The sequence below is a fragment of the Bacillus sp. CH_48 genome, from assembly GCF_038008465.1.
In the GTDB taxonomy this organism is placed as follows: Bacteria; Bacillota; Bacilli; order Bacillales; family Bacillaceae_G; genus Bacillus_A; species Bacillus_A thuringiensis_S.
In genome coordinates, this window is the sequence record NZ_JBBOZF010000001.1 from 5,856,868 (window position 1) to 5,880,657 (window position 23,790).

Consider the following 23,790-nt stretch of genomic DNA (forward strand, 5'->3'; position numbering starts at 1 on the left):
TTAATCAAATCTATCAAACCTCATCGAATCTATCGAACGCATGTGCTATCGTGGGTTCAATGAGGTAAGAATAATAATGAAATTTTCACGAGTTAGTCAAGTATCAGAATTAACAGGTTTGCATCCGAGTAGTCTTACGAGAATGCTGGTGGAACACGCTACGATTCAGAAGAACAAATCTTTCATTAAAGGAGTTACATTCTGATGATATTGGCGAAGAAAGTCAGACTAATTCCAACGCTTGAACAAGAAAAAGTGCTTAGAAACCATGCTGGAGCTGCAAGATTCGCTTATAACTATTGTAAAAGAATGAGTGATAGATACTATAAGCTATTTGGAAAATCTGTTTCACAGTTAGCTTTACAGAAACGATTTACAAAGATCAAGAAGCAAAAGAGATATGAGTGGTTAAAAGACATTAATGCACAAGTGCCCAAACAGGCTTCAAAAGATTTTGATACGGCGAGAAAACATTCGTTCAAAAAGTACAAAAATGGTTATCACACTTCTTATAAATCCAAAAAAGATTTAATCCAAGGATTTTATGCCAATTATGAAAGACTGGTTATAGGAAAGAAAGTAGTTCATATTCAGTCTATTGGAGAAGTGAAAACAAGCCAACAACTACCAAGGAATAAAAAACCATCCAATCCAAGAGTTACATTTGATGGTCGTCACTGGTGGATTAGTGTGGGGTTCCAAGAAGACTTTGAATCACAAGAACTAACCAATGAGTCGATTGGTGTGGATGTTGGTTTAAAAGAGCTGTTTGTAGCTTCTAATGGTACGAAAGAACGAAATATAAACAAAGATGCCAAGGTTAAAAAACTTTTGAAAAGGAAAAAGTCAGCGCAAAGAGATATGTCTAGGAGATTTAAAAAAGGTGTGAAAATTCAATCTGCTGGATATGAAAAAGCGAAAGCTGAGCACCTGCGGTTATCTAGGAAAATTATGAATATCCGAAATAACCATATCCATCAAGCAACAGCTAGATTGGTGAAAACCAAACCAATGAGGATTGTTGTGGAAGACTTATCTATCTCAAACCTGTTAAAAAACAAAAAACTATCGAAAGCATTTTCATTTCAAAAATTAAACTTCTTCTTTCAATGTTTGTCATACAAGTGCGAGAAGTACGGCATTGCGTATGTAAAAGCTGATAAATGGTTCGCTTCAAGCAAGATTTGCTCATGTTGCGGCGTTAAATACGACCATTCAGTTCAACCAGAAGGACAGTGGAGTTTAAAGATTCGTGAATGGCGTTGTGCTTCATGCAATAGCTATCACGATAGGGATGTAAATGCTGCGATAAATTTATCAAGATGGGTAAAATAAATGCTTGATAATAGGAGGTAACGATACTGCCTCGTGTGGAGTGTTATACCCCTCGTCCCTTTGGGGCTGCGAGAACACTTTGAAGCACTAACTTGTGTAAATTTGATTGAATTGTATAGATTTAGTTAAGTTTATCGTATCGGAAAGTGTTTTTGACGAGTTATTAAATGCAAAAGAAGAAGTCTTTTGCATTTACCTTTTAAATAGACTAGATAGTACGTTTAGCAGTCTATAATTGTAATTTTTTGGTACAATTATATTGAAAGGTGAAAGGAGCTTCTAACATGTGGCTAATTTCGGCAATTTGGCCTGTTATACTAGTCGGCGGAATTGTAGTATTTGTAATAAAAAGAATGGAACGGAAATATAAAGAAGGAAAATTAGGTAAGAAAAAATCTCAAAAAGCTCAACTGTTATTAGATAGTTTCATACCTATAGGAATGCTTTTTGGCTGTATAATCGGTTTGGTTTTCGGCATGTTTTTCCCAGATTTCTCACTGCTTTCCATTAGTTTAGGATCCGGAATAGGCTATTTATTTGGTTTTTTTGCCTATGAAATTTATAGCAAGACAGGAAACAATTTTTGTTAATCCAAAAGGAATAAGCGGGACAGTACATAGTAATCATATAAAATATGTAACTGTCCTTTATTTTTGCATCAATGTTATCAATTTTTCTTCCACATCCTATACGCCTTTTTTATTGATTTTTCTCCCCTCTTTCTTTCGCATATTCGCTTTTTTGTTTTTCTCGGCTCTATACCCAAAGTAAAGTATCGCACATGTAGTAATAGAACCTACAATGTATCCTAAAAAGCCTCCTAACCAAAACATAATATAAATTGCCCCCAATCCATTATAAATTTTATGTAACAGACATCTGTAAAACGTTCTCGGTACCTCCGTTTTTTATTACAGATTGGAAAATCCCCTTAACCATTCCATCTATGAACACTCTGTCTTCTCTATTTTGATTATTATCTATAAAGTTATTTATACCACTAATTCTTCCATTATCTCAAATAACAATTTTATTATAAAATTCGCACTTACGTTACATATATGTAGTATTACTGTTTCTTTTTCATTTAGCCCTTAAAACTGTTCTATAATTTGAACGAGTTCGCTCTTTTGTACGAAATACCATTTATGCTACTGGCACTTCTATTTTTCTAAGAAATACAATCCCATTCTTTTTACTTTTACAACTTAAAAACAAAAAACCCCCTCAAAGCATGAACTTCAAGGGGTGAGCCTGTTTTTTATTTACTTATATACGTACAGCTGTACCACTGACAGCTACCATTAACATTCCATCACGAACAACCTCGTAATCTACGTCAATACCAACGATAGCGTTCGCACCTTTTTGTTTTGCAAGTTCTTTCATTTCGCCCATTGCGATATCACGAGCTTCTTTAAGCTTACTTTCATAAGAACCAGCACGACCACCGACAACATCACGAACAGAAGCGAATAAATCGCGGACAATGTTTGCACCCATAATAGCTTCACCATTTACAATATCAATATACTCAATAATCTCTTTACCTTGAATTCCAGAAGTTGTTGTTACAATCATGACTGACACTCTCCTAATAAGTTGTAGTTTTGATAAGCTTTCTTATGACTTTATTATGACATGGAAAAAGTATCTAATCTATTGAATTACCTTACAGGAATGTGACAGTTTTGTAATAATAAAACGCGCATTATGTTCCATTTGAATAAAGCGCTTTAATATTGGGATACATAAACGATTCTCTATTTTCTTTCCAATCTTTTTCTACTTCTTTAAAAGTTGGTCGTCCTAATTCTTTATTATTTTCATGTTTACTAAACCACTTTTTCACATACTGGTCTCCATTTTTATTTTGAACTGTACAAAGGAAGCTATTACTGCTATCCTTTAATATTTTTATAATCACGAAAAGGCACCTCTTCCCTTTTAAATAACATGATAGAACTTGATCTTTTACTATAAGCCCTTCCTCTCTTATAGTCATACGACTCCTCGGCCGCGCCAAAGTTGTAAGATCAAAAAAACGATATTCACTATGTTTATATTTTGCATAATTGATATGTGAAGTAAATATTATTTAAAGAAATCAGAGTTATAAGCATTATGCTTATCAAATATTTTATAAATTTCTAACTTATCATCTAATGTTGCATCTACTAAAATTAATATATTTCCATCGTAAATATATTCTTCATACTTTTTAGCATGTTCTTCTGGAATTCCTAATCCTATAAATGCTCCTATTAAACTTCCAGCTCCTCCGCCAATACCAGCTCCACCAATAGCTGCTGCGATTGGTCCTGCTGCTACAATTGGACCCATTCCAGAAATGGCAAGTATACCAAGGCCAGTTAATAAACCACCTAGTCCCCCTGCTACTCCTCCTGCTACAAGCCCTGTCGCTGAAAAGATATCTGCTTTATGTGCAGTTTCATTCTTAACTTTTTCACCCGATTTTTCTTCCAGGTGTTCAATTTCCTTTTGATCTTTTGCAATAGCTGAAATGTTATCTGCTGGGTATCCTTTATCATTTAATTCATTAATAACGAGTGCCGCATCATCAATTGTTCTAAAAACACCTACTATTTTTCTATCTACATTCATAACTATTAACCTCCTAAAGTTTTATATAATGTATCTTTATTTTTCTTCATTTCTGTATACACTAACCTTCTTATTAACATAACCATTTACGAAAAATGCGAATAGTAAAAGCACTACAAGTGAACTACTTAACAAGTAAATTAAATCAAATGTAATATCAATCATCATTTCATTCATGTATACCAGGCTCCTTTTTATTTAAAGTAAAAGTATATTTTGATAGACTAATCTACTAAACATAGACATCTTACAATTCATCTTCAGTCAATCTCTTTATAGTATATGTATACCCTTCCTAACTCTTTCTAAACGTAAAAAACTTTAATTATATTTTTCTTATTTATACGTTTAACATCTTCTAAAACGGGTATGTTTATATTGTTATGCTCACTATATGGAAAGGAATATTACGATGAACGCCATTCACTCTACTACTATTTCTTATAATGAAACACCTACAATAACTCAGATTCATCATTTTTATGCTTTAATGACAACATTTCAAGCTAATTTGTTTATAAGTAAACATGGAACAATGACATCAATCAAAAATTTAAGCACTCTAGTATCCTTTTTCCTTACTGTAAAAAAGAAAGATCTTGTATTATTTATTTTTGAAGGAATAGATGCAAAAAAAGCTTTAAGAACACTCTTTCCTTCTTAGAATGTTTGTTATCCTCTATTCCCCCGTTTACTACCTTTCATATATGTTTTTATATTTCAAAATGATTTCCTCTATGAAAAAAGAACCCCCTAATACAGTAGGGGGATTTCTAGTTTGGCCTTATGAAAACTGATATAATATATATTACGTTTTTTATTCTTTAAAATAGAAAACTTTTAATAATCTTGAAGGTAGGAATTTTTGATGAAATCGAAAGCAAAATTTAGTATTCGTTACAAAATTATGGCTGGTTATTTAGTTATCATTTTGTTCTTGCTTATTTCTTTCATTATGTTAAACAATGGGATTTCCAGTTTACAAAAATCTCGTAATTTTATTATTGATCACGATTTTAAAGTTCTTAATTTAACGAATCAAGTGGAGAAAGATTTACTAACAATTGAAAATAAAGCGAAAGGATTTATCACTTCTAATGATGCAAATTACGTTCAATCCCTTAACGCTGCAGAAAAGGATTACGAAAAACATTATCAAGATCTTTTTTCTTTATTAGAGGATAACCCCTCTCAGCAAGAAAAATTAAAACAGATTAACGAAAACATTACTAGTTGGATTAATAAAGAGATTCACCCACTCATTACAAATAATAATAGTAATAATGTACAAACAATCGACACGACTCAAATTCAGTCATTACAGTCGCAGCTAACTAACTTCCGTAGCACTGAGGAGCAACTAACGAAAAAAAGAGCTGCACAATTAGATATTGAAAATAATAAATTAGAGATTTGGTTATACAGTTTATTGTTCTTACTTTCTTGTATTTCCATTATCGTTTCACTCTATATTTCGAATTCCATTACAAAAACGATTAAAAATGTAATTCAAGCTATTAAATCCATTTCTTCCAAAGAAAAAATTACGGAAAGAATTCATGTAAATACACATGATGAAATAAAAGATCTTGCTCATACAACAAATCACCTACTAGACGAAATATCGAAAAGAGAGTGGTTACAAACTGAGCTTGCAGAATTAATTTTAATGTATCAAGGTGTATCTTCTATTGAGATGTTAGGTAAAAAAATTCTGAGTGGAATTATACAAAAAACGCAAACTTCTTGCGGTGCATTTTATGTTCGTGAAGAAATTGAAGACACTGTCTACTATGTGAAGAAAGCTTCTTTCGCCGGTCAAGGTCCTGATGTTGGAAAACAGTCTATTAAAATGGGTGAAGGTTTCATTGGACAGTCTGCTTTAGAAAAGAAAAGTTTTATTCTCAGGGACATACCTGAAGAATTCCGTTACGTTACTACTGGATTATTAGAAATACGCCCTAAAAACCTACTAGTCATCCCTATCTTATTTGAGGATGAAGTAATTGCAGTAATGGAGTTAGTAAGTGTAACTGAGATTTCAGACTTGCATCAAGATTTAATTCAACAAACTGTTGATAATCTAGGTTTGACAATCCATAGTATTATGGGACGTATGCGAATTCAAACTCTTTTACATGAATCACAAGCAATGACAGAAGAGCTGCAAGTTCAATCAGAAGAATTACAAACGCAAGCTGAAGAACTACAAATGCAAGCCGAAGAATTACGAACAACGAATGAACAATTAGAGTCTAGAACGGAAGAAGCTGAACAAAAGACAGCCGACTTACAAATTACTAAATTAGAATTAGAAGAAAAAGCAAGCGAGTTGTTACGCAGCTCAAAATACAAATCAGAGTTCCTAGCAAATATGTCACATGAATTACGCACACCATTAAATAGTATTTTACTATTATCTGAAATGTTAAGAGAAAATCATGATAATCATTTATCGGATGATGAAATTGAACTAGCAACTGTCATTCATTCATCAGGGAAAGACTTACTTACTTTAATTAATGACATACTAGATTTATCTAAAGTAGAAGCAGGCAAACTAGACATCATTTTTGAAGCAACGAACATAAGTGACATGGCAGCCAATATGCATCAAAACTTTTTACATATAGCTGCACAAAAAAATGTCGAATTTACTATTGAAGACAGTGATACGATTCCAGATCTGTTTTATACAGATGCAAAACGGATTGAACAAATTATTAAAAACTTACTATCCAATGCATTTAAATTCACAGAAAAAGGATCCGTCTCTTTACATTTCAATCCGATAGAAACAACCAATTTGAGTCATGATATGCAATCTATAAGTAAAGAGTGGATTACAATTTCAGTAAAAGATACTGGTATTGGTATCGCTAAAGAACAGCATCAACTTATTTTCGAAGCCTTTCAACAGGCAGATGGAGCAACAATTCGGAAATATGGTGGTACAGGCTTAGGGTTATCTATTTGTAAAGAGTTTGCTAGATTATTAGGTGGTTGGATTACGTTAGAGAGTAATTTAGGAGAAGGTAGTACTTTCACGGTATATATTCCTAACCTTCCAAATGGATTACATGATATACAGTTATCCAATTTAGAAGTCGCAGCAACGGTAGATGACGTTATTCCTGCTGAAGTTGTCGAGGAAACGATAGTTACTCCCGAAACAAATAACGTCTTCCAAAAGAAAACCATTTTAATTGTCGATGATGATCATCGAAATATATTTGCATTACAAAACGCATTAGAAAAACAACATGCTACCATTATTACTGCACAAAACGGTATAGAATGTTTAGAAATACTAAAAAGCAATACAAATATTGACCTTATTTTAATGGATATTATGATGCCTAATATGGACGGGTATGAAACGATGGAAAATATCCGAATGAACTTAGGGTTACATGAAATACCTATTATCGCATTAACTGCTAAAGCAATGCCAAATGATAAGGAAAAATGTTTATCTGCTGGCGCTTCAGATTATATAAGTAAACCATTAAATTTACATCAACTCTATTCGGTAATGAGTGTATGGTTAATAAAATAAGTGAGGTTTAGTTGGAGTGGAAAATAAGTATTATAATTTTGATCCATCAGTAGATACGGATAAGCGTACGAACTTAGAAATTGAATTACTATTAGAAGCGGTATTTAAACTATCAGGATTTGATTTTCGCCAATATGCTCGCACATCTATTTATAGAAGGATTTGCAATAGAATGCAGCTCTCTAATATCCCTACCATTTCAAAATTAATTGAAAAAGTAATTCATGAAGAAGGGTTTTTAGAACAGTTATTAAATGATTTCTCCATTAATGTAACTGAGATGTTCCGTAATCCTGCTTTTTTTAAAGCGCTAAGAGAGCATGTTATTCCTGAATTGAAAAAACATCCTGAAATTAGAATTTGGCATGCTGGATGCGCAACTGGTGAAGAAGTATTATCAATGTCCATCTTACTTCACGAAGAAGGATTAAGTGAAAAGGCTGTTATTTATGCAACAGATATGAATACAAATGTGTTAGAAAAAGCAAAACAAGGCATACTTTCATTAAATAAAATGCAAACTTACACGAAAAACTATTTACAAGCTGGCGGTACACAAGCATTTTCTAACTATTATTCGACGGATAGTCGTTTTGCTTATTTCAATCCATCACTTTTACAAAACATTATTTTTGCACAGCATAATTTAGTAACCGATCAATCTTTTAACGAGTTTCATATTATACTTTGTCGTAACGTTTTAATTTACTTTACAAGTAAACTTCAAAACCAAGTGCAGCAACTATTTTATGAAAGTTTAAGTCACAATGGATTTCTATGTTTAGGGAATAAAGAAACTCTTCGTTTTTCAGATATAATGCCGCATTATACCCAATTTAATCCTAGCGAACAAATTTATCAAAAAATACAATAAAGTGAAACTTTAATCAGATGGGGGGGATTCCCCACTGATTATCAGCCCTCACCAATCGGGCGTTTACGGACAGTTGATCTCCCACCTGCCTTCTTTGCTTCAGACTAAATTTTTTGGTGGGAGTCTTACTGCCCGTTAATGCGGGATAAAAAGCGTATGAAATCCTCTGTTTGGATTTCATACGCTTTTTATTTTGCATTCGTTTGTATCATAATTAGGCACATATCATCTGATTGTGCTTTCTTCTGTTCTCCCTTATAAAACCCTTCTATCTCGCCTTCTAAATCTCCCCATTTTCTTTCTGTAAAAGTACGTAATTTCTCTTCAGCCTCAAATTCATCATTTGCAATTGCTTCAAGAACACCATCTGTAAACAATACGATTTGAGCGTTCTTCTCAAAAGGTATAACTGTCTTTTCAACTTTTATTTCATCAAAAAATCCTACCGCACAACTCCCGCGATTTAGTTCCACTACATTCGCTTCATCAACTAAAACGTATCCAGAAGGATGCCCTGCATTTACATATTCAATCGTTCTCTTTTCTGTATCTACTACTAAATATATCGCTGTAAAATAATATGGAATATCGTCATTCTCATTATGTAAAAGAGTCATATATTTATTTAAGTCTTTAATGACAAGTTCTGGATCGATTAAAGATTTAATCGTTTCACGTAATACAGACGAAATAAACATACAAACTAATGAAGCAGATATACCATGTCCCATCACGTCTAATAATATAATACCGTAGCGGTTTTCATCGATTTTATACCAATAATACATATCTCCAGCTAATTTAAATGAAGGTAAGTAACTTGCTTCAATTTTTATATAATCTTCTCTTAATGGGCTACTTAATAAGTTTCTTTGTACTTGCGTAGCTAAATCTAGTTCATTCCGAAGATTTTCTTCTTGTTCTTTATGCCAATTTAATTCCGATTTCAAGCGTAACGCTACACGCATACGTGCTAATAGTTCAACTTTATTTATAGGTTTCGTAATATAATCCATTGCCCCCATATCAAGAGCTTCGGCCAACTTATTTGCATCCTCTAAAGCTGTAACAAAAATAATAGGAATATCTTTAAACTTCTCCTCTTTTTGTAATCGCCTACAAACTTCAAGTCCATCAATTTCAGGCATCATAATATCTAATAGTATTAAGTCAATTTCATTATGCCTGGAAGAATCTTTTCCAAACTGTATGTATTCGAAGAGCTCTTGTGCAGAATTGAGCGATACAAGATCATGATATCCGGCTTGTTTTAAAATTTTCTCAATTACAAATATGTTAACCGGATTATCATCAACAATTAAAATGGACACAAGTTATTTCCCCTTTTCTTATTTAAAATGTAAATCTATTATCATTTTCTATTTTTCTAGTATTACATACTCAGTTACAAAATGAAAATTTCGTACTCAAACATATTTATACAACAAAAGAACAAACCCCTAGAAATAGGAATTTGTTCTTTCACTGTATAAATTTCTACTTTTAATTTAACACCATTGCTTTATCATTTAAAAGACGATCTAATTCTTCCATATGATTTGTTTCATCTGCAATCATATCTTCTAGTTTTACAACTAACTCTGTCATATTTAATTTCGCTGCCTGTTCTTTTCTCGTTTCATAACGCTTAATTGTTTCATATTCTGATTGTCTAGCGGATTCTAACATTTCTCTAACATCTTCTACTTGTTTCACTGGTAAAGGGATCGTAGTAGGTGTACCACCTAACGTCTTAATTTTCTCCGCTAAATATAGGGCATGTCCTTGTTCATCACTAATTTCAGATTCAAAGAAAGGTTTCAATACTTGTCTATATATACCAGAAACTGTAGCTGCATTATGGTTATACATAATAATTGCTGAGTATTCTCCTGCTAAATCTTCATTCAATCCTTCGATTAGTTCTTTCACATCGTGTGACATTTTTATATCTCCTCCTATACTTAATAAGTACCCCTTTCCTCATGTTTTAAACATAATTATTTAAAATTTTTATGTATCTAAAAATGCAGCTTGCTTCAATTTACTTATCGCTTGTCTTTTAATACGAGAAACGTGCATTTGCGAAATACCTAACCGTTCTCCTGTATCTTTTTGATTTAAATTTTCTCCAAATATATAATGAATAACACTCTTTTCCGTATCATTTAATACGTTAAAAATATCCTCTAAAACGAGACGTCTTTCTGTCTGTTCATATCCTTGCTCTACTTCACCTACAGATTCAATTCTCGCTACCGAACTCCCATCAGATGAATTTTCAACTACATCATCTAAGGAAGATACTCGATAATTATTTTTCGCATCCATAATTTCTAGCACTTCCTCTTCGGATAGTCCTAAATGATCTGCAATCTCTATAATCTTCGGTGAACGCTGCAGGTGATCTGTTAACTCCTCTATCGCAAGTTTAATTTTCCCGCCTAAATCTTTAATTCGCCTTGGAACATGAATACCCCAAGTTTTATCACGTAAATACTTCTTTATTTCGCCTACTATCGTAGGTATTGCAAACGGCTCAAAAGCATTCCCTATCGAATAATCATACCTTCTTATTGCGCCTAAGAGCCCTAACATTCCTACTTGTATAATATCTTCATGCATCGGCCCACCTTTTGAATAGCGATATGCAATGGAATATACGAGATTTTTATAATGATCAACTAACCTTTCCTGCGCTTCATTACATTGGTTTTGTTGGAATTCTGCAATTAGCTTAATAACGTCTTCTTTAGTAAGAGTTGTAGGTTGAGATTGGATTTCCATCATTCTCCACCTGCTCTCTTTGTATATATTTTGTCATTAAAACTGTCATGCCCTCATCATGCATGATTTGTATATCATCCATTAACGTATTGATTAAATATAAACCTAAACCATTTTCCGGCAAATGTTCTACTGGTTTATTAATATCATACGGACCGACTTTACTTTTTAAGCTACTGAAATCAAAGCTAACTCCATTATCCGCAGCCATAATTTCTAATCGATCTTCATATAGACCAAAGACAATTGTAATTTCTCCAACGTCTTCTTTATATGCATGTTGTACAATGTTTGTACATGCTTCACTAATAGCAATTTTCATATCTTCTATATCGTCATAAGCAAAGCCCATTCGATTCGCAACACCAGCCATTGTTAAACGAATAATAGCCACATATTCTGCTTTTGCAGGAATTTTCATTTCTATCTTTTCAAATCTCTCCATCATCCCTAGTCACCTTCTTTCTACTTTTTCAAAATCGGAATTCAAATTTAATATTTCTGTTAGCCCTGTAATATCAAATAATCTTTTTAGCCTTTTAGATACACCAATAAACTCTAGCTTCCCATCATTTTTCTTAACTGCTTTTAATAAAGCTATAAAAACTCCTAAGCCTGTACTATCCATATAATCTACGTTATGAAAATCTACTACAATATGAACCTCTTTTTCATTTGCAATAGGCATAATCTTATTTTTTAAATCTGATGCCGTATATGCATCAATCTCACCATTAAGTTGTACCGTATAACCTACATCATTTTGCAAAATATTTATTTCCAAATTCATCATTTCCGCCCCCTCATCTCAAACTTTTACTATTTAATTACCCATAAAAATTAGTTTTAAACATATTTTTTTATTTTCATTATAAATAAATTTTCTACACCTTTCTCAGCTTAACACTAAAAAAAATACTACCGAATGTTTAAACCTTATAAATTTGTGTATGTATAATGTATAAACATTATTTTTAGGGGGATCTATCTATGGAAGAGCACAACTTTAAAAAGGGAGATTTCGTTCAATTTTCTTATCGACACGATCATGCTACAAAGTTAGTTGGTTCCATTATTAATATACTAACGAATACAATTGTAGTTGATATAGGTAATAACGAGGACTTATCTCATATAGAACCAAGGCAGGTCGTAAGGATAAATAATTGTAAAAGAGTAACGATGGTTTAATATGTAATATAAAGTGTAATCTCAATCAGTGGGGCCATCCTCACTGATTATTTATTGAATAAACATGATGATTGCGAGCAACCTTCATACAGATTACATTAAAAAAGCATCCAAATTATTTTAATTGGATGCTTTTTTATGTATATTTATCAGTTCATTAACCCTATCGCTATATATAACAAACTTAAAATTACTATTCATTATCATACTTACGCTTTCCGTAGCATTCTAGAGAAGAATGTGACGATTAAAATAAAGACGATTGCGCCTAATAAAGCTGGAAGAATAAAGATGCCTCCCCATTCAGGACCCCAGTGACCAAATAATGCACTACCAACCCAAGATCCGATTAATCCAGCAATTACATTACCAACTATACCTAAAGGAAAGTCTTTCCCTGTAATCATTCCAGCTAACGCACCAATAAGTCCACCTACAATACACGTAATAATAAGTCCCACAATTAAACCTCCTATATTATTTTTATATTGGATTCATCAAGCTTTGGTATGTAACCAAAGCTTGATGAAAATGTATTATTCTTTATTATCCAACTCATCGCTTATCTTTTGTTTCACTTTTCCGACTTTTTCTTTTATAGTTCCCTTCGTCTTCTCCCACTTCCCTTCATTTTTCAACTCTCTATCTTCTGTAACTTCACCAATTCCTTCTTTTATTTGTCCTTTTTTCTTTTCAACTTTACCCGTAATTTGTTCTTTTAGCCCGCTCTCACTCATATTTCCCATCTCCTTTTCGTAATAGATTTATAGATTTAAAGGATACAAATTTAAATAGAATACATGCATCTTCTTTCTTGTAACCATTCACCGACTCTTTCTAAATCCTTAACGAATAACAAGATTTTCCCTTCATCCAGCTTTTCTTCATAAAAGTTCGCTTCTTCCTCATTAAGCCCTAACTCCTGCATCTTATTTCTTAACTGATCTCCTGTTTTTTGAAAGACGTTAATAATGCTTGTCCCAAGTCCCTCCTCTTTTATCCCAATTGTATTCACGTCTGCATTGTCTGCAATTCTATCTGTCCTATCTTTCTCATGTGTTAATACGTAAATATCTTTTTGTTCTATTCCTTTCTTCACTAGATCATTCGCTGCATTCATGACCTCTTTCTCCGTAATAAATTCATATACAAAAGGTTTACTATACTTCGTTTCCATCTTTAACTTCCTCCTTTAAAATGAATTATTTGTTATATTATATGTAGTACACCTATTTTCGAAATGTTAAACATAAAATTCAAAAAAAGTTATGTGAATTTTGATTTTAATAGAAAATAAACAACATCATTTACCACTTTAAAACATCTTCTACTTACAATAACCTCCTAAATTAACGGAAAATTGTTATAATTGAACGTAAGGAGGGATAATATGAAAAAAATCATATCTATATGCGCTCTAACCGCTCTATCTTTCACTTTAATAGGTTGTACAAGTACCTCGGTTACAGATAAAGCTTCACAAGTTAAGCAAGAACATACACAAAATACCTTTCAATTAAACTCCGCAAATATTACAGACATTGAAATACTGAAAACAACAAATCATACTACGTCCAAATCTCAAACAGATAATGAAGAAATGATAAAATCTATCGTTTCAGCAGTTCAAAATGGAACACCTAAAACTATCACTTTAGATCAAAAAAAGAAACAATCTGTGCATTCTACTATAACCGTTACATATAAAGATGACGAAAAAGAAGAGTTTCTTGTTTGGGTTGATAATAAGGAACAAATTACAATTGCCAAAGATGAGAAGAAAGATAAGGTAGAAAGTGTGATAGTGAATATTAAAGATACTAAAATGATGAAGGATTTCTTTTAAAATTCTAGTTAACATTAAAAAAAGAGTAGGATTACATCCTACTCTTTTGTTTAATCATACCCAATAAATAGACTTTTATAAGATCTATTTAAGGTCTAATTTTGCTAAATCATGTTGTAAAACATTATTTCCTTCTTGTGGGTTAAATACGATTGCACTAAGACCAAAAACATTCGTAACAACATCTCTATCTTTCGGACGAATGATTCTTACTTCATAAGCAAACAGTGCTGGAGGAAGAGCTGCTGAACGAAAAGTAACATATTGATTAGGTGGCAATGTTTGTGTTGAAGGGTCTATTAATGGTAACAATACCGGAGAACCAGATGACCAATCAAACATTTCAACAGTTACTCTACGAGTATCATCTGGATCAACATTCATAGCATCCACAGTAAGAAATAACGTAGCGGAATGTCTACGTAATATACCCGTTGATAAAGTTTCATTATGATGTTCACAGCATTTTTTTGGAGGGTGACCATAGCCATAACTCATACCAATTCCCCCCTTTCATTTACAATTAAGGACAAGTATTCCTTATAATATATAATGTTAGTATTCTTTTAGTGCAAGGTATAAAAGCGGATTTTCATCTGTATTTTTGGATATTTTTTTCATTTATTCGCTTTTAAAGAATAAAGTGAAACTTTAATCAGCCCTCACCAATCGGGGTCTTACTACCCAGCAAATAGCGAGATAAATCTATTTTGAAAAGGACCTGCTCCATTCATTCGTAAAAGCATAAAGTAAATGGAATCCGTTAAAACACATGAGTGACCCCTTGGTTTTCCCTTCCTATTAAAAGGAGGAACTGTTATGGGCTTTGGTGGTAGTTGTGGCGGCTGTGGCTTCGCTGGAGGATTTGCTTTATTAGTTGTATTGTTTATTTTATTAATCATCGTTGGAGCTGCTTGCTTCTGCTAAAAAACTATCGGAAAAGACACTCATGTGAGTGTCTTTTCTTTATATGTAAAAAAAAGCCCGCCTATTTCCGTAGGCGGGCTTTATCTTTATTACACAATACGAAAGTATACTCTCTTTTTCACTAAAATTTTATGTAATTATACATATTCATGAAAATAGAAGACTTAAAATATGCCAAAATAAAGTGAAACTTTAATCAGTGGGGGGTGTTCATCCACCACTGCTTATTAACCCCCACCAATCGGACTTTTACGGGCAGCCCGCCCCCCACCTAACTTCTTTGCTTACGCTGAATTTTGAGGTGGGGGTCTTACTGCCCGTTAATGCGGGATAAAAAATATAAAAAAATATCCAGAAAAACTGTCACAAAATCCGTTTTTCTGGTTTCTCTATAATACAGGTATCAAATTGAAAGTGAGGTTTAAACGGACATGTTAACCATAGAAAATGAAGAAAGTCATGCTTCTGATATGACCTTTGAAGATTTATTTAAGCAGTACTATGCTTACGCTGTGAAACAAATCATCTGGATTGTTAAAGATCAATCTATCGCTGAAGAGTTAGCACAAGAAGTATTTTTACAATTATATCGTAGCGATTGGAAAGGAATTGAAAACATACCTGGATGGTTGATTAAATCTTCTACTTATGTAGCTTATAACCATTTTCGATCTGAAAAAAGGCAACAAGCGAAGATTGATAAAGAAATACAATACCATGAAGTACAAAATGTTTCATCATTAGACGATGATTGGATAAGAAAAGAAGAAATTACAAAGGTCCAAACGATACTAAATAAAATGAATGATCGAGAACGAACCCTTTTACTAATGAAATTCTCTGGTTTTCAATATAAAGAAATTGCAGAAGTACTTCAAATTGAAATATCTTCTATTGGAACATTATTGGTCCGAGCAAAAATGAAATTCCGCAAGATTTATAAACAAATGGAGGAGGCATAACAAATGAAATGTTATGATATCGGGTTTATTCAAACATATATTGATGGAGAACTTTCTCATGATATAAGAAAGGAATTCACAAAGCACCTAGATACATGTGAAGCATGCCAAGATTTATTAGTAGAAATCAGTAAATTAAATCAATGGGAAAACGTAATGCTAGATGAAGAATCTGCAAATTCACCACAAGAAATCAAAATTGATATAGAACAAGCATGGAAAACATTTGAAAGCCGTTCCAAGTTAGACAATGTTTCTAATATAAATCACAAAAAGCACCAAAAGAAGGGAATGTTTACAAACATGAGTAAAAAATCAAAACGTTTCATTTATACAGCAGTAGCTGCAGCTGCACTTTTTACAACAGCAATGATTCCACAAGTACAAGTGGCGGCTACAAATGTTGCTTCATATTTTTCTGATGCAATTACAAATGATAAAGTTGTAAATGAAGGAATAGGAGATGAAAATGGTGTCATACAAGATATGATGAAGAATGGTAAATATATTCCTATTGATGAAAAAATTACAGATCAAGGTATTACTGTACATCTCAAAGAAGTATTTATCGCAGATGCACGTATATCAGTTCATTATAGAATGGAAAAAGCTGATGGTAATTTAGTACCATTTGAATTTGATACATCAGGATTAAATCTTGAAAATGATGGTAAAATTAATGGGCAACAAGAGGAAAACCCTGAGATTAAAAATGACGGGAGACTATCATTTATCCATGATTCAGATGATCGTCTTCCTTTTGAACTTATGGCAGCAGGTAAAAAACTAAATGATGTAGGCATTCGTGATAATGATAAACCTGAAGGTGTTGCTACATTTGTTATAGATTCTAAAGGAAAAGACGCTTTTAAACAGCCCCTTACTTTAGATGTAAATATAACTAGAATTGGAAAAGTAATTGGATCTTGGAAAGGTCAAATTCCAATTGATACTTCACATTTGAAAAACAATACGAATTAACATGAAAAAAAGAATAGAACAATATGTATCTAATTCTCAGTTTATATGTTTTCTTGTTTTCGTTATATTTATTTCTTATATAGTTTTTACTCTATCTTTTATTTATGATTTAAGTTTATAACCTTAAATCAATCATTTAAAACCATTACAAAAAAAAGCCCCCTAAAAAAGTAGGCAAATAAATAACCGGTTTCTTAACGTATAAGGAATCGGTTATTTTGTATTTAAAATGCGTCTAGACGTACAATTTTTTTGATATGGTGACCTCTAATAAACCATATCAAAAAAAGAATAGACAGCCTAAGGTGCCTTTCTCCGACTTGAACCATGTTTAATTGTTTTGTTTATTGAGAAATACAATGGTTTATTTATGCTGATCTTCTATATTAGGTCCGTTTGCAGTCCATACAGCAATTAACAAAAGAACAATAGCGATGAAAAAGTTGATGAGCATTTTTACTAAACTACGCATAGGTAGAAAAGCATATATACTTCTCTACCTATCTTAATGTTACTTGATAAGTACTTGTTTTAATTATATATACAAGGAAATTAAACCAGCTATAACAATCAATGGAAGAATTACTGCAAGTTTATTTTGTAGAGGGACACGTTTGTCTGGGACTCCTGGATGGATAACAAAAGCCAGTAAAACAATTGCTCCAATAATACCTAAAAGTATATTAATGATAATCATCCTCCTAAGGAATATTATTAAAATTATATCAAATTTAAACACAAACAAAAGGAATTAATGTTAACAATTACCAAACAACCTATTTATACATAAAAAAACCCCCAAAGTATCTACTTTAAGGGGATCCATCCTATCACCTTCTCTCTTCATACAACCGATTTGCTTTATACGAGCAAACGAAATACATACATGTCACAACGGGGATAAATGTCAAAAAAAGTCCTCTCATTAATGCAAATGGCGTTTCAAATAAGAATGACCATAGAAATGATACACCTTGCTTATCCCATAATCCTGGCGTCAAGTATAGTTCTTTCGGATTTACAAAGGCTCCTAAATTCATTGTATTACTATACATAAATAAAAATAATATCGGCAAATAACAGATCGCTAATTCTAAAAATGTTTTAGATAGACGCTTATACTTCCCTGCTCGTGACATTGGATCTGAAAAAATGTCATCTTCACTTTCTTCATCTACCTTTTTAAAATATTGCGTACCTGACCACCTATTACCAGCTATATGCTCCCAGCCACTATCTTCAAATAATGTGCAGTAATTAATAAAATCACTTTTTCTACTAAATACTCTATGGTCTATTTTAATCGTCGCATCTTCCGGTTCTGTATATCTAAATGTATAACCAAATGTATTGCTTTCTAGTTGATAGCCTTTCCAAGCCATCTCCTCTAACCATTTTTCCTCTTTCTCAAAGTCTAAAAAGAATTTCAATCTCCACATCATCGTTTCCCCCTAACTATACGTGTAATAAACTTTTTGTAACCGCAATAATGTGCTGCATTCTCATAAAGTCTAAATGCAATACTTCTTTCCCGCGTTCCGTAATGACATACACTTTTCTTCGTTTATCTTCGCTTTTTACCGATTCTATTAACCCTTGTTTTAATAAATTTTCAACCGCACCATACAATGTACCCGCTGCGATTTTCACTTGATGATTACTCAGTTCCTCCACCTTTTGCATAATTAAATATCCATGAGCTGGCTCTAATAAAGCTAAAAGAACGTAATACGTTGTTTCCGTTAATGGTAAATTTTTATCTCTATTCATAAAGACCTCCAATGTAACGATAAGTATATAGCTAAACTATATAGTTCAACTGAATAGTTTCATTTTATACAGTCAAACTGTATATGTCAAATGTAGGAATAACTTTATAACCCAAAACAAAAACGCTACCTTTTTAAAAGATAGCGTTTTTGTTTTATCCTTGCTTATTCTTCGCCTTCATTTGCTCTTCATAAACAAACTTCGCGGTCATAAAGTCGTTAGAAAAATCTTTCAATGCATTCTTCATTACATTTAATTCTTCTTGTGATTTAATTTCAATACTGTTTAAGAAATCAAATGCTTTTGATTGTTCCTCCGCAACAAAGTTTTGTGTCATATAATCATCTTGGAAGTCTTTCTTCGCCTTTTCTTTTACTTTATTCATTGCCTCTGTTTTGTTTATGCTTTTCATTGGATTTTCGAATGCTCCAGTAGGTTGTTCTGGTTTTGGCTCTTCTTTCTTTTCCGGCTGTTGCGCTGGTGCCGGTTGTTGTGGTTCCTGCTTTGGTTGTTCTTGTTGAACCGGCTGCCGCGCTACTTGTTGCTCTTTTTTCGCTAACTCATCTTTTAACTTCTTCACTTGCTCATCAAGAGATTTTTTTTCAGTTTCTAACACACTCATATCACTTTTCAACTTTTGCGTCTCTTCAAAATGTTCATCTACTAATTTATTATATTCTTTCTCAGAGTACATTTTTTCACTGGTTGATGTCGTTTTCTCTTTCGTAACAACTACATTAATAATTATAAATAAGGCTACAATTCCTATTAACGCAGCGAAAATCTTCTTTTTATTCATGATTAATCCTCCAAAATGTAAAATTTCAAAAATTATCATAACAGACCAATTCGTTTTCACCTGTCATATTTTGTCGAATCAATATAATAAAAAAAAGCATCTGAAACAGATGCTTTTTTCTCATTCTTAATACGTAAACGTAATTGTCACTAAAGAATACCCTTCTTTCGCATTGTAAGGCTCCGCTTTATAAGAAACTCGATTTGCCCCTTGCGGATAATCAATTTCGCCAATTGCCTTTTTCACATCTTGCAGTGCACCATTCATTGATTGCTTGTACAGCACTTCAATTTTCTCTGGTTTTGCACTATAGCGCTGCTGCATTTTATTTTTTAATTCGGTATAGTTATTTGCAATATATTCATTTCCTAAATAGTTTAACTTTGTATCTTTTAATATTTGCTGATATGCAGGCGTTTTCGTACTACCTGCCGCAATTTTGTTTGTCAGTGTACTATAATAATTTGTTGTAGCTTGCGGATAGTCTCCGCGGTTCCACTCATGATTTCTTGCGATTTGTTCATCTGATAAATTGAAATACGAATACGTTACGCGGCCCTGTTCATCTGGAACCGGATCATCGAATGTTGTATCAAGGTGATACCATTTGTTTTCGATTTTCACTAAATTCCAAGCATGAGGTTGTCCGTCCCCAGTTCCTGTCACGAAATGATTTTCAATTCCTGCTTCTTTTAATAATTGATAAGTTAATAGTGCGTAACCTTGGCAAACCGCAGAACGATTTACTAGTGCTTCATATGCTGTGTAAGCTTTATAAGACGTATCATAAGAAACATGTTTTACTACGTAATCATGAATCGCCTTCACTTTTTCGTGATCATCCATTCCAACTTGAGTAATAGAAGAAACGATTGCTTTCGCTTGTTTCATGACATATTCCGTCTGTTCTTTCGTTTCACGATATGTAATCTTAAGTGTAAATGTATAATTTCCAGGTGATCCAGAAAGTCCATATGAAACATTCGATCTATTATTATTTGTATACTCATTTTTACTTGCAACTTCTTTATATGCGTTAAAAAGTGTATTCATCACTTCGTTTGTATTATTGTTTTTCGTTTTATATGGAAGTGTAATATTTGTCTCGTATGTATTAATACGCTTTTGTACTTCCTCTTTAAAAGCTGTTAATAATGCCGCATCTCCTGTGTCTTTCACATCAGCATTTTTATACTTCAAAGTTTTATATAAAAACTGCGCATACTGTTCACGTGTTACTGTGCCATACGGTTCAAAATTCCCGTTCCCTGTGCCATCTGCGATTCCATTTGACTGCACTGCACTAATTGCGTTTTCTGCCCAAAATGGATTTGGAACATCCTTAAAGGTATGTTTTTGTTTTGCCGCAAGATGGAAAGCATTTGTAAGAATTTGTGCCATTTCCGCACGACTCACAGAAGCTTTCGGTCTAAATTGGCCATTTTCATCACCTTTAAAAACTCCTAAATTCGTTAAAGTTAATACCTCTTCTGGAAACATTGTAGAACTTTGATTAATATCACCGTAAGGATTTTTAAACGTAGACCCATCCTTTAATACGTAACGAGTTCCATCATTACTAAACGAACCGCCTTGTTTATTCGGTACTAACACTCGATAAATTAAAGCCGCAACTTGCTCCCTTGTCGCAACATCTCCAAAACCAAATATCCCATTTCCATAACCGGAAATAATATTTTTACTCGCTAAATCTTTAATCGCAGGATATGACCAATGTGATGTCGGCACATCAGAAAAAACACCCACTTCAGCAGCTTTTACATCGCTGCCATTTGTATATAACAACGCACCACCAATAAGTGATAGTGATGTAATTGATTTTAATAGTTTTGTGTACATAATTTCTTCTCCCAATATGTTCTCTATTTTTGTTGGTTTATGTCGAAAAATCTAAAAATATGACAAAATATATTATACAATTAAAATTTTTTGAGGGATATATCGAATTTTAAAATATGCAAAAATTCATATTGTTATAAGGATTCATAGTGATATTATGTTGTTTTACTTGCGAATATACAAATAAAAAAACGCTCATCTGAGCGTTTCATCTATATACCTAATAATTACTTTTTCTACACTTCGAACTCTTCTTCGGTAATAATCCTTTAATCTAACAACTCTTTATTCTCCAATATTTCTTCAGCCCGATGGCCCTCCATGCGTATATTGTATAACACTTGTTGTATTAACCTTTGATTGGTCTGTTGAAACATTTCATCCATTTAGAAATAGTTCTATTGAATTTTTCACCACTAGCCATAAAAATATCTTATAATCTTTATATAATAAATTATTGTATTAGGAGTAGATAAAATGCCAGTTACACTCGAACTTATTCTTTTCATTCTTATAGCAATTAGTGCTGTTGGCTATTTAATAAAAGAATTTCAAAAAACTAGGAAACGAACACTTGGAATTTCACTAGAATTTTTAATTCTTTTCTGGTCAATATGGAGAATATCAACTATCATAATCTAATTTATAAAACATGAATTCCTTTGAATAAAACTCAATATTATGTCCATAATGTTGATAGGCTGTATGCCAGAATCCATTTAGTCTTCTCTGTATCTCCTTGTATTAAGCAGTTAGCCTTTGCTAGCTGCTTAATACAAGGAAATATTTTTTATTTAAATTAACTATTTTGTTCACTTTTTTGATACATTTACGAAACATTCATATGTTACGTTATATAAGTCCTTTTTTAAATCATATTCATTCTAGAAAAAAGTCCTAGTCCCCCTAGGGCTTTTTTCATTCAAATAAAGAGTTTTATTGTTTCTCAATAACCGCAACTATTTAATGTGGTAAAATAATAATTGGATTGGCATCCAATACCATATTACGATGGATCAAATCGCAAGAAGGCACCTTAGGGTGTCTTTTTTATAGAAAATCAGTTTAAAAACTAAAAATAAAAGAACCTCAATAAATGAGGTTCAAAAAATCTACTATTTTAAATTACCTTCGTAAAAAGCAACTCCATTTTGAACATGTTTTAAATACCACGTAATCGTCCCGCCACAAACATTTTCATTAAAACTATTAGCATATACTCCATTTGAGTAATAAAGAGTTCTTTTGAACTTACCGTTAGAATACTCATAAGGAATTGAGCATGTTGCTTGTTTCGGAGAGCTCACAGCTTTTTGCGTATCAGCTGAAGCTGCCCCAATTCCTCCTGTTAATGCAATACCTGTTGCCAATAGCCCTACTACTAATTTCTTGAACATAATAAATCCCCCTTTAATAGTTTTTATAACTTACAACTTAAATGTATCACTTTTGTAATTTATGTAAATATCTTGAATATGTAGAAATATTTATTTAATTATTGGTAATATTAGGATTTTATTTTATCAAATGGAAAATAGAGGGGTTAGGAAGGTTTGTAAAAATCCATACTAAATAAACTAAATATCAAGATATACCATTAATGGGCTGATCCAAAATTTTTTCTGATTGGAAAACTATAGTCTCATATATCAATTGCGAGGATACCTTAAGGTATCTTTTTTGTACATATAAAAGTCTCAGCATCTTATTCCTTTAAAACAATAATTGCAACTATATTAATTTTACATTACATTAAGGTTAGGGAATATTCTTATATTAATAAAGTGAAAGTGCTAAATAGTAGGTGGAAGAATGGAATTTAACGATTTGGGTATTACCATTAAAGAACTTAGAATCAAAAAAAATATATCACAATCCGAATTATGTCATGGAATATGTTCACAAAGTCAAATTAGCAAGATTGAAAAAGGTATGATTTATCCATCTAGTATATTGCTATATCAATTATCAGAAAGACTTGGTATTGATCCAAATAATATATTTGCACTAACTCAAAATAAAAGATTAAAATATGTAGAAAATGTAAAATACGTAATAAAAGATTGCTTAAAGCAAAAACAATATAAAGAACTTTATGAAATAGTGAAAAAAGAGAAAAACTTAAATAATTTTCAAACAAAAGAAGAGAAACAATTTCTAATATGGCATGAAGCAATTGCTATATTTATAGTGGATAAATCATTAAAAAATGCTTTAGATTTTTTAAATAATGCATTAAAACTGACTTTAACTAATTCTGATTTTTTATCAGAA

At 32.3% G+C, this 23,790-nt stretch carries 32 protein-coding genes; 12 read left to right on the forward strand and 20 right to left on the reverse strand.

The window, feature by feature from the left end:
• Window positions 1–76 precede the first annotated feature (76 nt).
• The 3 genes from N2V92_RS29630 to N2V92_RS29640 all read left to right on the forward strand — a co-directional run bounded on the left by N2V92_RS29630 (window position 77) and on the right by N2V92_RS29640 (window position 1,925).
• Window positions 77–205: a hypothetical protein gene (locus N2V92_RS29630; RefSeq protein WP_000672787.1), complete on the forward strand. Its 129-nt coding sequence runs from the start codon at window positions 77–79 to the stop codon at window positions 203–205.
• Window positions 205–1,335 (forward strand): RNA-guided endonuclease InsQ/TnpB family protein, encoded by a 1,131-nt coding sequence (locus N2V92_RS29635; RefSeq protein ID WP_000599296.1) that lies wholly within the window; start codon window positions 205–207, stop codon window positions 1,333–1,335. The genes N2V92_RS29630 and N2V92_RS29635 overlap by 1 nt, the downstream gene beginning before the upstream one ends.
• A 284-nt stretch (window positions 1,336–1,619) precedes the next feature.
• Window positions 1,620–1,925 (forward strand): hypothetical protein, encoded by a 306-nt coding sequence (locus N2V92_RS29640; RefSeq protein ID WP_000266263.1) that lies wholly within the window; start codon window positions 1,620–1,622, stop codon window positions 1,923–1,925.
• Between the two features lie 96 nt (window positions 1,926–2,021).
• Here N2V92_RS29640 and N2V92_RS29645 read toward each other — a convergent pair whose 3' ends face one another.
• The 5 genes from N2V92_RS29645 to N2V92_RS29665 all read right to left on the reverse strand — a co-directional run bounded on the left by N2V92_RS29645 (window position 2,022) and on the right by N2V92_RS29665 (window position 4,137).
• A complete protein-coding gene (locus N2V92_RS29645) occupies window positions 2,022–2,168 on the reverse strand; it encodes a hypothetical protein (RefSeq protein WP_000498641.1) in 147 nt (48 codons plus the stop codon).
• Window positions 2,169–2,604: 436 nt separating this feature from the next.
• Window positions 2,605–2,916, reverse strand: coding sequence for a YbjQ family protein (locus N2V92_RS29650; RefSeq protein ID WP_000637513.1), 312 nt, complete (start codon window positions 2,914–2,916; stop codon window positions 2,605–2,607).
• Between the two features lie 130 nt (window positions 2,917–3,046).
• Window positions 3,047–3,262: a DUF4028 family protein gene (locus tag N2V92_RS29655; RefSeq protein ID WP_062804428.1), complete on the reverse strand. Its 216-nt coding sequence runs from the start codon at window positions 3,260–3,262 to the stop codon at window positions 3,047–3,049.
• Between the two features lie 167 nt (window positions 3,263–3,429).
• On the reverse strand, window positions 3,430–3,960 hold the full coding sequence (locus N2V92_RS29660; protein WP_001100085.1) for a general stress protein: 531 nt from the start codon (window positions 3,958–3,960) through the stop codon (window positions 3,430–3,432).
• A 36-nt stretch (window positions 3,961–3,996) separates the two neighbouring features.
• Window positions 3,997–4,137: a hypothetical protein gene (locus N2V92_RS29665; RefSeq protein WP_001004568.1), complete on the reverse strand. Its 141-nt coding sequence runs from the start codon at window positions 4,135–4,137 to the stop codon at window positions 3,997–3,999.
• 235 nt (window positions 4,138–4,372) lie between these two features.
• On the opposite strand from N2V92_RS29665, the gene N2V92_RS29670 reads away from it, so the two are divergent.
• From N2V92_RS29670 to N2V92_RS29680, 3 genes are all read left to right on the forward strand, one after another.
• Window positions 4,373–4,624: a hypothetical protein gene (locus N2V92_RS29670; RefSeq protein WP_000991351.1), complete on the forward strand. Its 252-nt coding sequence runs from the start codon at window positions 4,373–4,375 to the stop codon at window positions 4,622–4,624.
• Window positions 4,625–4,828: 204 nt separating this feature from the next.
• Window positions 4,829–7,519 (forward strand): response regulator, encoded by a 2,691-nt coding sequence (locus N2V92_RS29675; RefSeq protein WP_000836706.1) that lies wholly within the window; start codon window positions 4,829–4,831, stop codon window positions 7,517–7,519.
• 16 nt (window positions 7,520–7,535) lie between these two features.
• Window positions 7,536–8,393: a CheR family methyltransferase gene (locus N2V92_RS29680; RefSeq protein ID WP_000429058.1), complete on the forward strand. Its 858-nt coding sequence runs from the start codon at window positions 7,536–7,538 to the stop codon at window positions 8,391–8,393.
• Window positions 8,394–8,581: 188 nt separating this feature from the next.
• Here the strand turns inward: N2V92_RS29680 and N2V92_RS29685 are convergent, their stop codons facing one another.
• The 5 genes from N2V92_RS29685 to rsbV form a co-directional block, all read right to left on the reverse strand.
• The gene (locus N2V92_RS29685) at window positions 8,582–9,724 is read right to left on the reverse strand and encodes a fused response regulator/phosphatase (protein WP_016097863.1); all 1,143 of its coding nucleotides are present in this window, start codon (window positions 9,722–9,724) and stop codon (window positions 8,582–8,584) included.
• Window positions 9,725–9,896: 172 nt separating this feature from the next.
• Complete coding sequence (locus N2V92_RS29690) at window positions 9,897–10,337, reverse strand: ferritin-like domain-containing protein (RefSeq protein WP_000017755.1); 441 nt, start codon at window positions 10,335–10,337, stop codon at window positions 9,897–9,899.
• Window positions 10,338–10,406: 69 nt separating this feature from the next.
• Entirely contained in the window at window positions 10,407–11,183 is a 777-nt protein-coding gene (gene sigB / locus N2V92_RS29695; protein ID WP_016097862.1) for an RNA polymerase sigma factor SigB, read from the reverse strand.
• Window positions 11,146–11,628 carry an anti-sigma B factor RsbW gene (gene rsbW / locus N2V92_RS29700; RefSeq protein ID WP_000970581.1) on the reverse strand — a complete coding sequence of 161 codons (483 nt, stop codon included), beginning with the start codon at window positions 11,626–11,628 and terminating at the stop codon, window positions 11,146–11,148. Before rsbW ends, sigB begins: the two co-directional genes overlap by 38 nt.
• Before the next feature lie 6 nt (window positions 11,629–11,634).
• Complete coding sequence (rsbV, locus tag N2V92_RS29705; RefSeq protein WP_016097861.1) at window positions 11,635–11,973, reverse strand: anti sigma b factor antagonist RsbV; 339 nt, start codon at window positions 11,971–11,973, stop codon at window positions 11,635–11,637.
• A 197-nt stretch (window positions 11,974–12,170) separates the two neighbouring features.
• Between rsbV and N2V92_RS29710 the strand changes: the two genes are divergently transcribed.
• Window positions 12,171–12,371, forward strand: a complete 201-nt coding sequence (locus N2V92_RS29710; protein ID WP_000390996.1) for a hypothetical protein — start codon at window positions 12,171–12,173, stop codon at window positions 12,369–12,371.
• Between the two features lie 209 nt (window positions 12,372–12,580).
• Here N2V92_RS29710 and N2V92_RS29715 read toward each other — a convergent pair whose 3' ends face one another.
• The 3 genes from N2V92_RS29715 to N2V92_RS29725 all read right to left on the reverse strand — a co-directional run bounded on the left by N2V92_RS29715 (window position 12,581) and on the right by N2V92_RS29725 (window position 13,548).
• Window positions 12,581–12,832, reverse strand: a complete 252-nt coding sequence (locus N2V92_RS29715; protein ID WP_000522902.1) for a GlsB/YeaQ/YmgE family stress response membrane protein — start codon at window positions 12,830–12,832, stop codon at window positions 12,581–12,583.
• A gap of 75 nt (window positions 12,833–12,907) precedes the next feature.
• Window positions 12,908–13,108 carry a CsbD family protein gene (locus tag N2V92_RS29720; protein ID WP_000004259.1) on the reverse strand — a complete coding sequence of 67 codons (201 nt, stop codon included), beginning with the start codon at window positions 13,106–13,108 and terminating at the stop codon, window positions 12,908–12,910.
• Window positions 13,109–13,158: 50 nt separating this feature from the next.
• Window positions 13,159–13,548 (reverse strand): general stress protein, encoded by a 390-nt coding sequence (locus N2V92_RS29725; protein ID WP_000448818.1) that lies wholly within the window; start codon window positions 13,546–13,548, stop codon window positions 13,159–13,161.
• Between the two features lie 213 nt (window positions 13,549–13,761).
• On the opposite strand from N2V92_RS29725, the gene N2V92_RS29730 reads away from it, so the two are divergent.
• The gene (locus N2V92_RS29730) at window positions 13,762–14,217 is read left to right on the forward strand and encodes a hypothetical protein (protein ID WP_000720866.1); all 456 of its coding nucleotides are present in this window, start codon (window positions 13,762–13,764) and stop codon (window positions 14,215–14,217) included.
• Between the two features lie 84 nt (window positions 14,218–14,301).
• On the opposite strand, the gene N2V92_RS29735 is transcribed toward N2V92_RS29730, so the two are convergent.
• Entirely contained in the window at window positions 14,302–14,715 is a 414-nt protein-coding gene (locus tag N2V92_RS29735; protein ID WP_016097858.1) for a hypothetical protein, read from the reverse strand.
• Between the two features lie 321 nt (window positions 14,716–15,036).
• Between N2V92_RS29735 and N2V92_RS29740 the strand changes: the two genes are divergently transcribed.
• The 3 genes from N2V92_RS29740 (at window position 15,037) to N2V92_RS29750 (ending at window position 17,087) form a co-directional block, all read left to right on the forward strand.
• Window positions 15,037–15,144 carry a YjcZ family sporulation protein gene (locus N2V92_RS29740; protein ID WP_000505670.1) on the forward strand — a complete coding sequence of 36 codons (108 nt, stop codon included), beginning with the start codon at window positions 15,037–15,039 and terminating at the stop codon, window positions 15,142–15,144.
• A 431-nt stretch (window positions 15,145–15,575) separates the two neighbouring features.
• A complete protein-coding gene (locus N2V92_RS29745) occupies window positions 15,576–16,106 on the forward strand; it encodes an RNA polymerase sigma factor SigX (protein ID WP_000955505.1) in 531 nt (176 codons plus the stop codon).
• A 3-nt stretch (window positions 16,107–16,109) separates the two neighbouring features.
• On the forward strand, window positions 16,110–17,087 hold the full coding sequence (locus N2V92_RS29750) for a DUF4179 domain-containing protein (RefSeq protein ID WP_000650416.1): 978 nt from the start codon (window positions 16,110–16,112) through the stop codon (window positions 17,085–17,087).
• 535 nt (window positions 17,088–17,622) lie between these two features.
• Here the strand turns inward: N2V92_RS29750 and N2V92_RS29755 are convergent.
• The 6 genes from N2V92_RS29755 to N2V92_RS29780 all read right to left on the reverse strand — a co-directional run bounded on the left by N2V92_RS29755 (window position 17,623) and on the right by N2V92_RS29780 (window position 22,913).
• Window positions 17,623–17,784: a hypothetical protein gene (locus N2V92_RS29755; protein ID WP_000583951.1), complete on the reverse strand. Its 162-nt coding sequence runs from the start codon at window positions 17,782–17,784 to the stop codon at window positions 17,623–17,625.
• Between the two features lie 133 nt (window positions 17,785–17,917).
• Window positions 17,918–18,529 carry a DUF2812 domain-containing protein gene (locus N2V92_RS29760; RefSeq protein WP_002083001.1) on the reverse strand — a complete coding sequence of 204 codons (612 nt, stop codon included), beginning with the start codon at window positions 18,527–18,529 and terminating at the stop codon, window positions 17,918–17,920.
• Window positions 18,530–18,542: 13 nt separating this feature from the next.
• A complete protein-coding gene (locus N2V92_RS29765; RefSeq protein ID WP_001078063.1) occupies window positions 18,543–18,857 on the reverse strand; it encodes a PadR family transcriptional regulator in 315 nt (104 codons plus the stop codon).
• Between the two features lie 154 nt (window positions 18,858–19,011).
• Entirely contained in the window at window positions 19,012–19,656 is a 645-nt protein-coding gene (locus tag N2V92_RS29770; RefSeq protein WP_042597241.1) for a hypothetical protein, read from the reverse strand.
• Between the two features lie 126 nt (window positions 19,657–19,782).
• Window positions 19,783–21,516: an S-layer homology domain-containing protein gene (locus tag N2V92_RS29775; protein ID WP_000288184.1), complete on the reverse strand. Its 1,734-nt coding sequence runs from the start codon at window positions 21,514–21,516 to the stop codon at window positions 19,783–19,785.
• A gap of 1,115 nt (window positions 21,517–22,631) precedes the next feature.
• Window positions 22,632–22,913, reverse strand: coding sequence for an LCI fold-containing protein (locus N2V92_RS29780; RefSeq protein ID WP_000473837.1), 282 nt, complete (start codon window positions 22,911–22,913; stop codon window positions 22,632–22,634).
• Window positions 22,914–23,328: 415 nt separating this feature from the next.
• On the opposite strand from N2V92_RS29780, the gene N2V92_RS29785 reads away from it, so the two are divergent.
• Window positions 23,329–23,790 (forward strand): helix-turn-helix domain-containing protein (locus tag N2V92_RS29785; protein WP_340864656.1); only part of this gene is annotated, 462 nt, incomplete at its 3' end.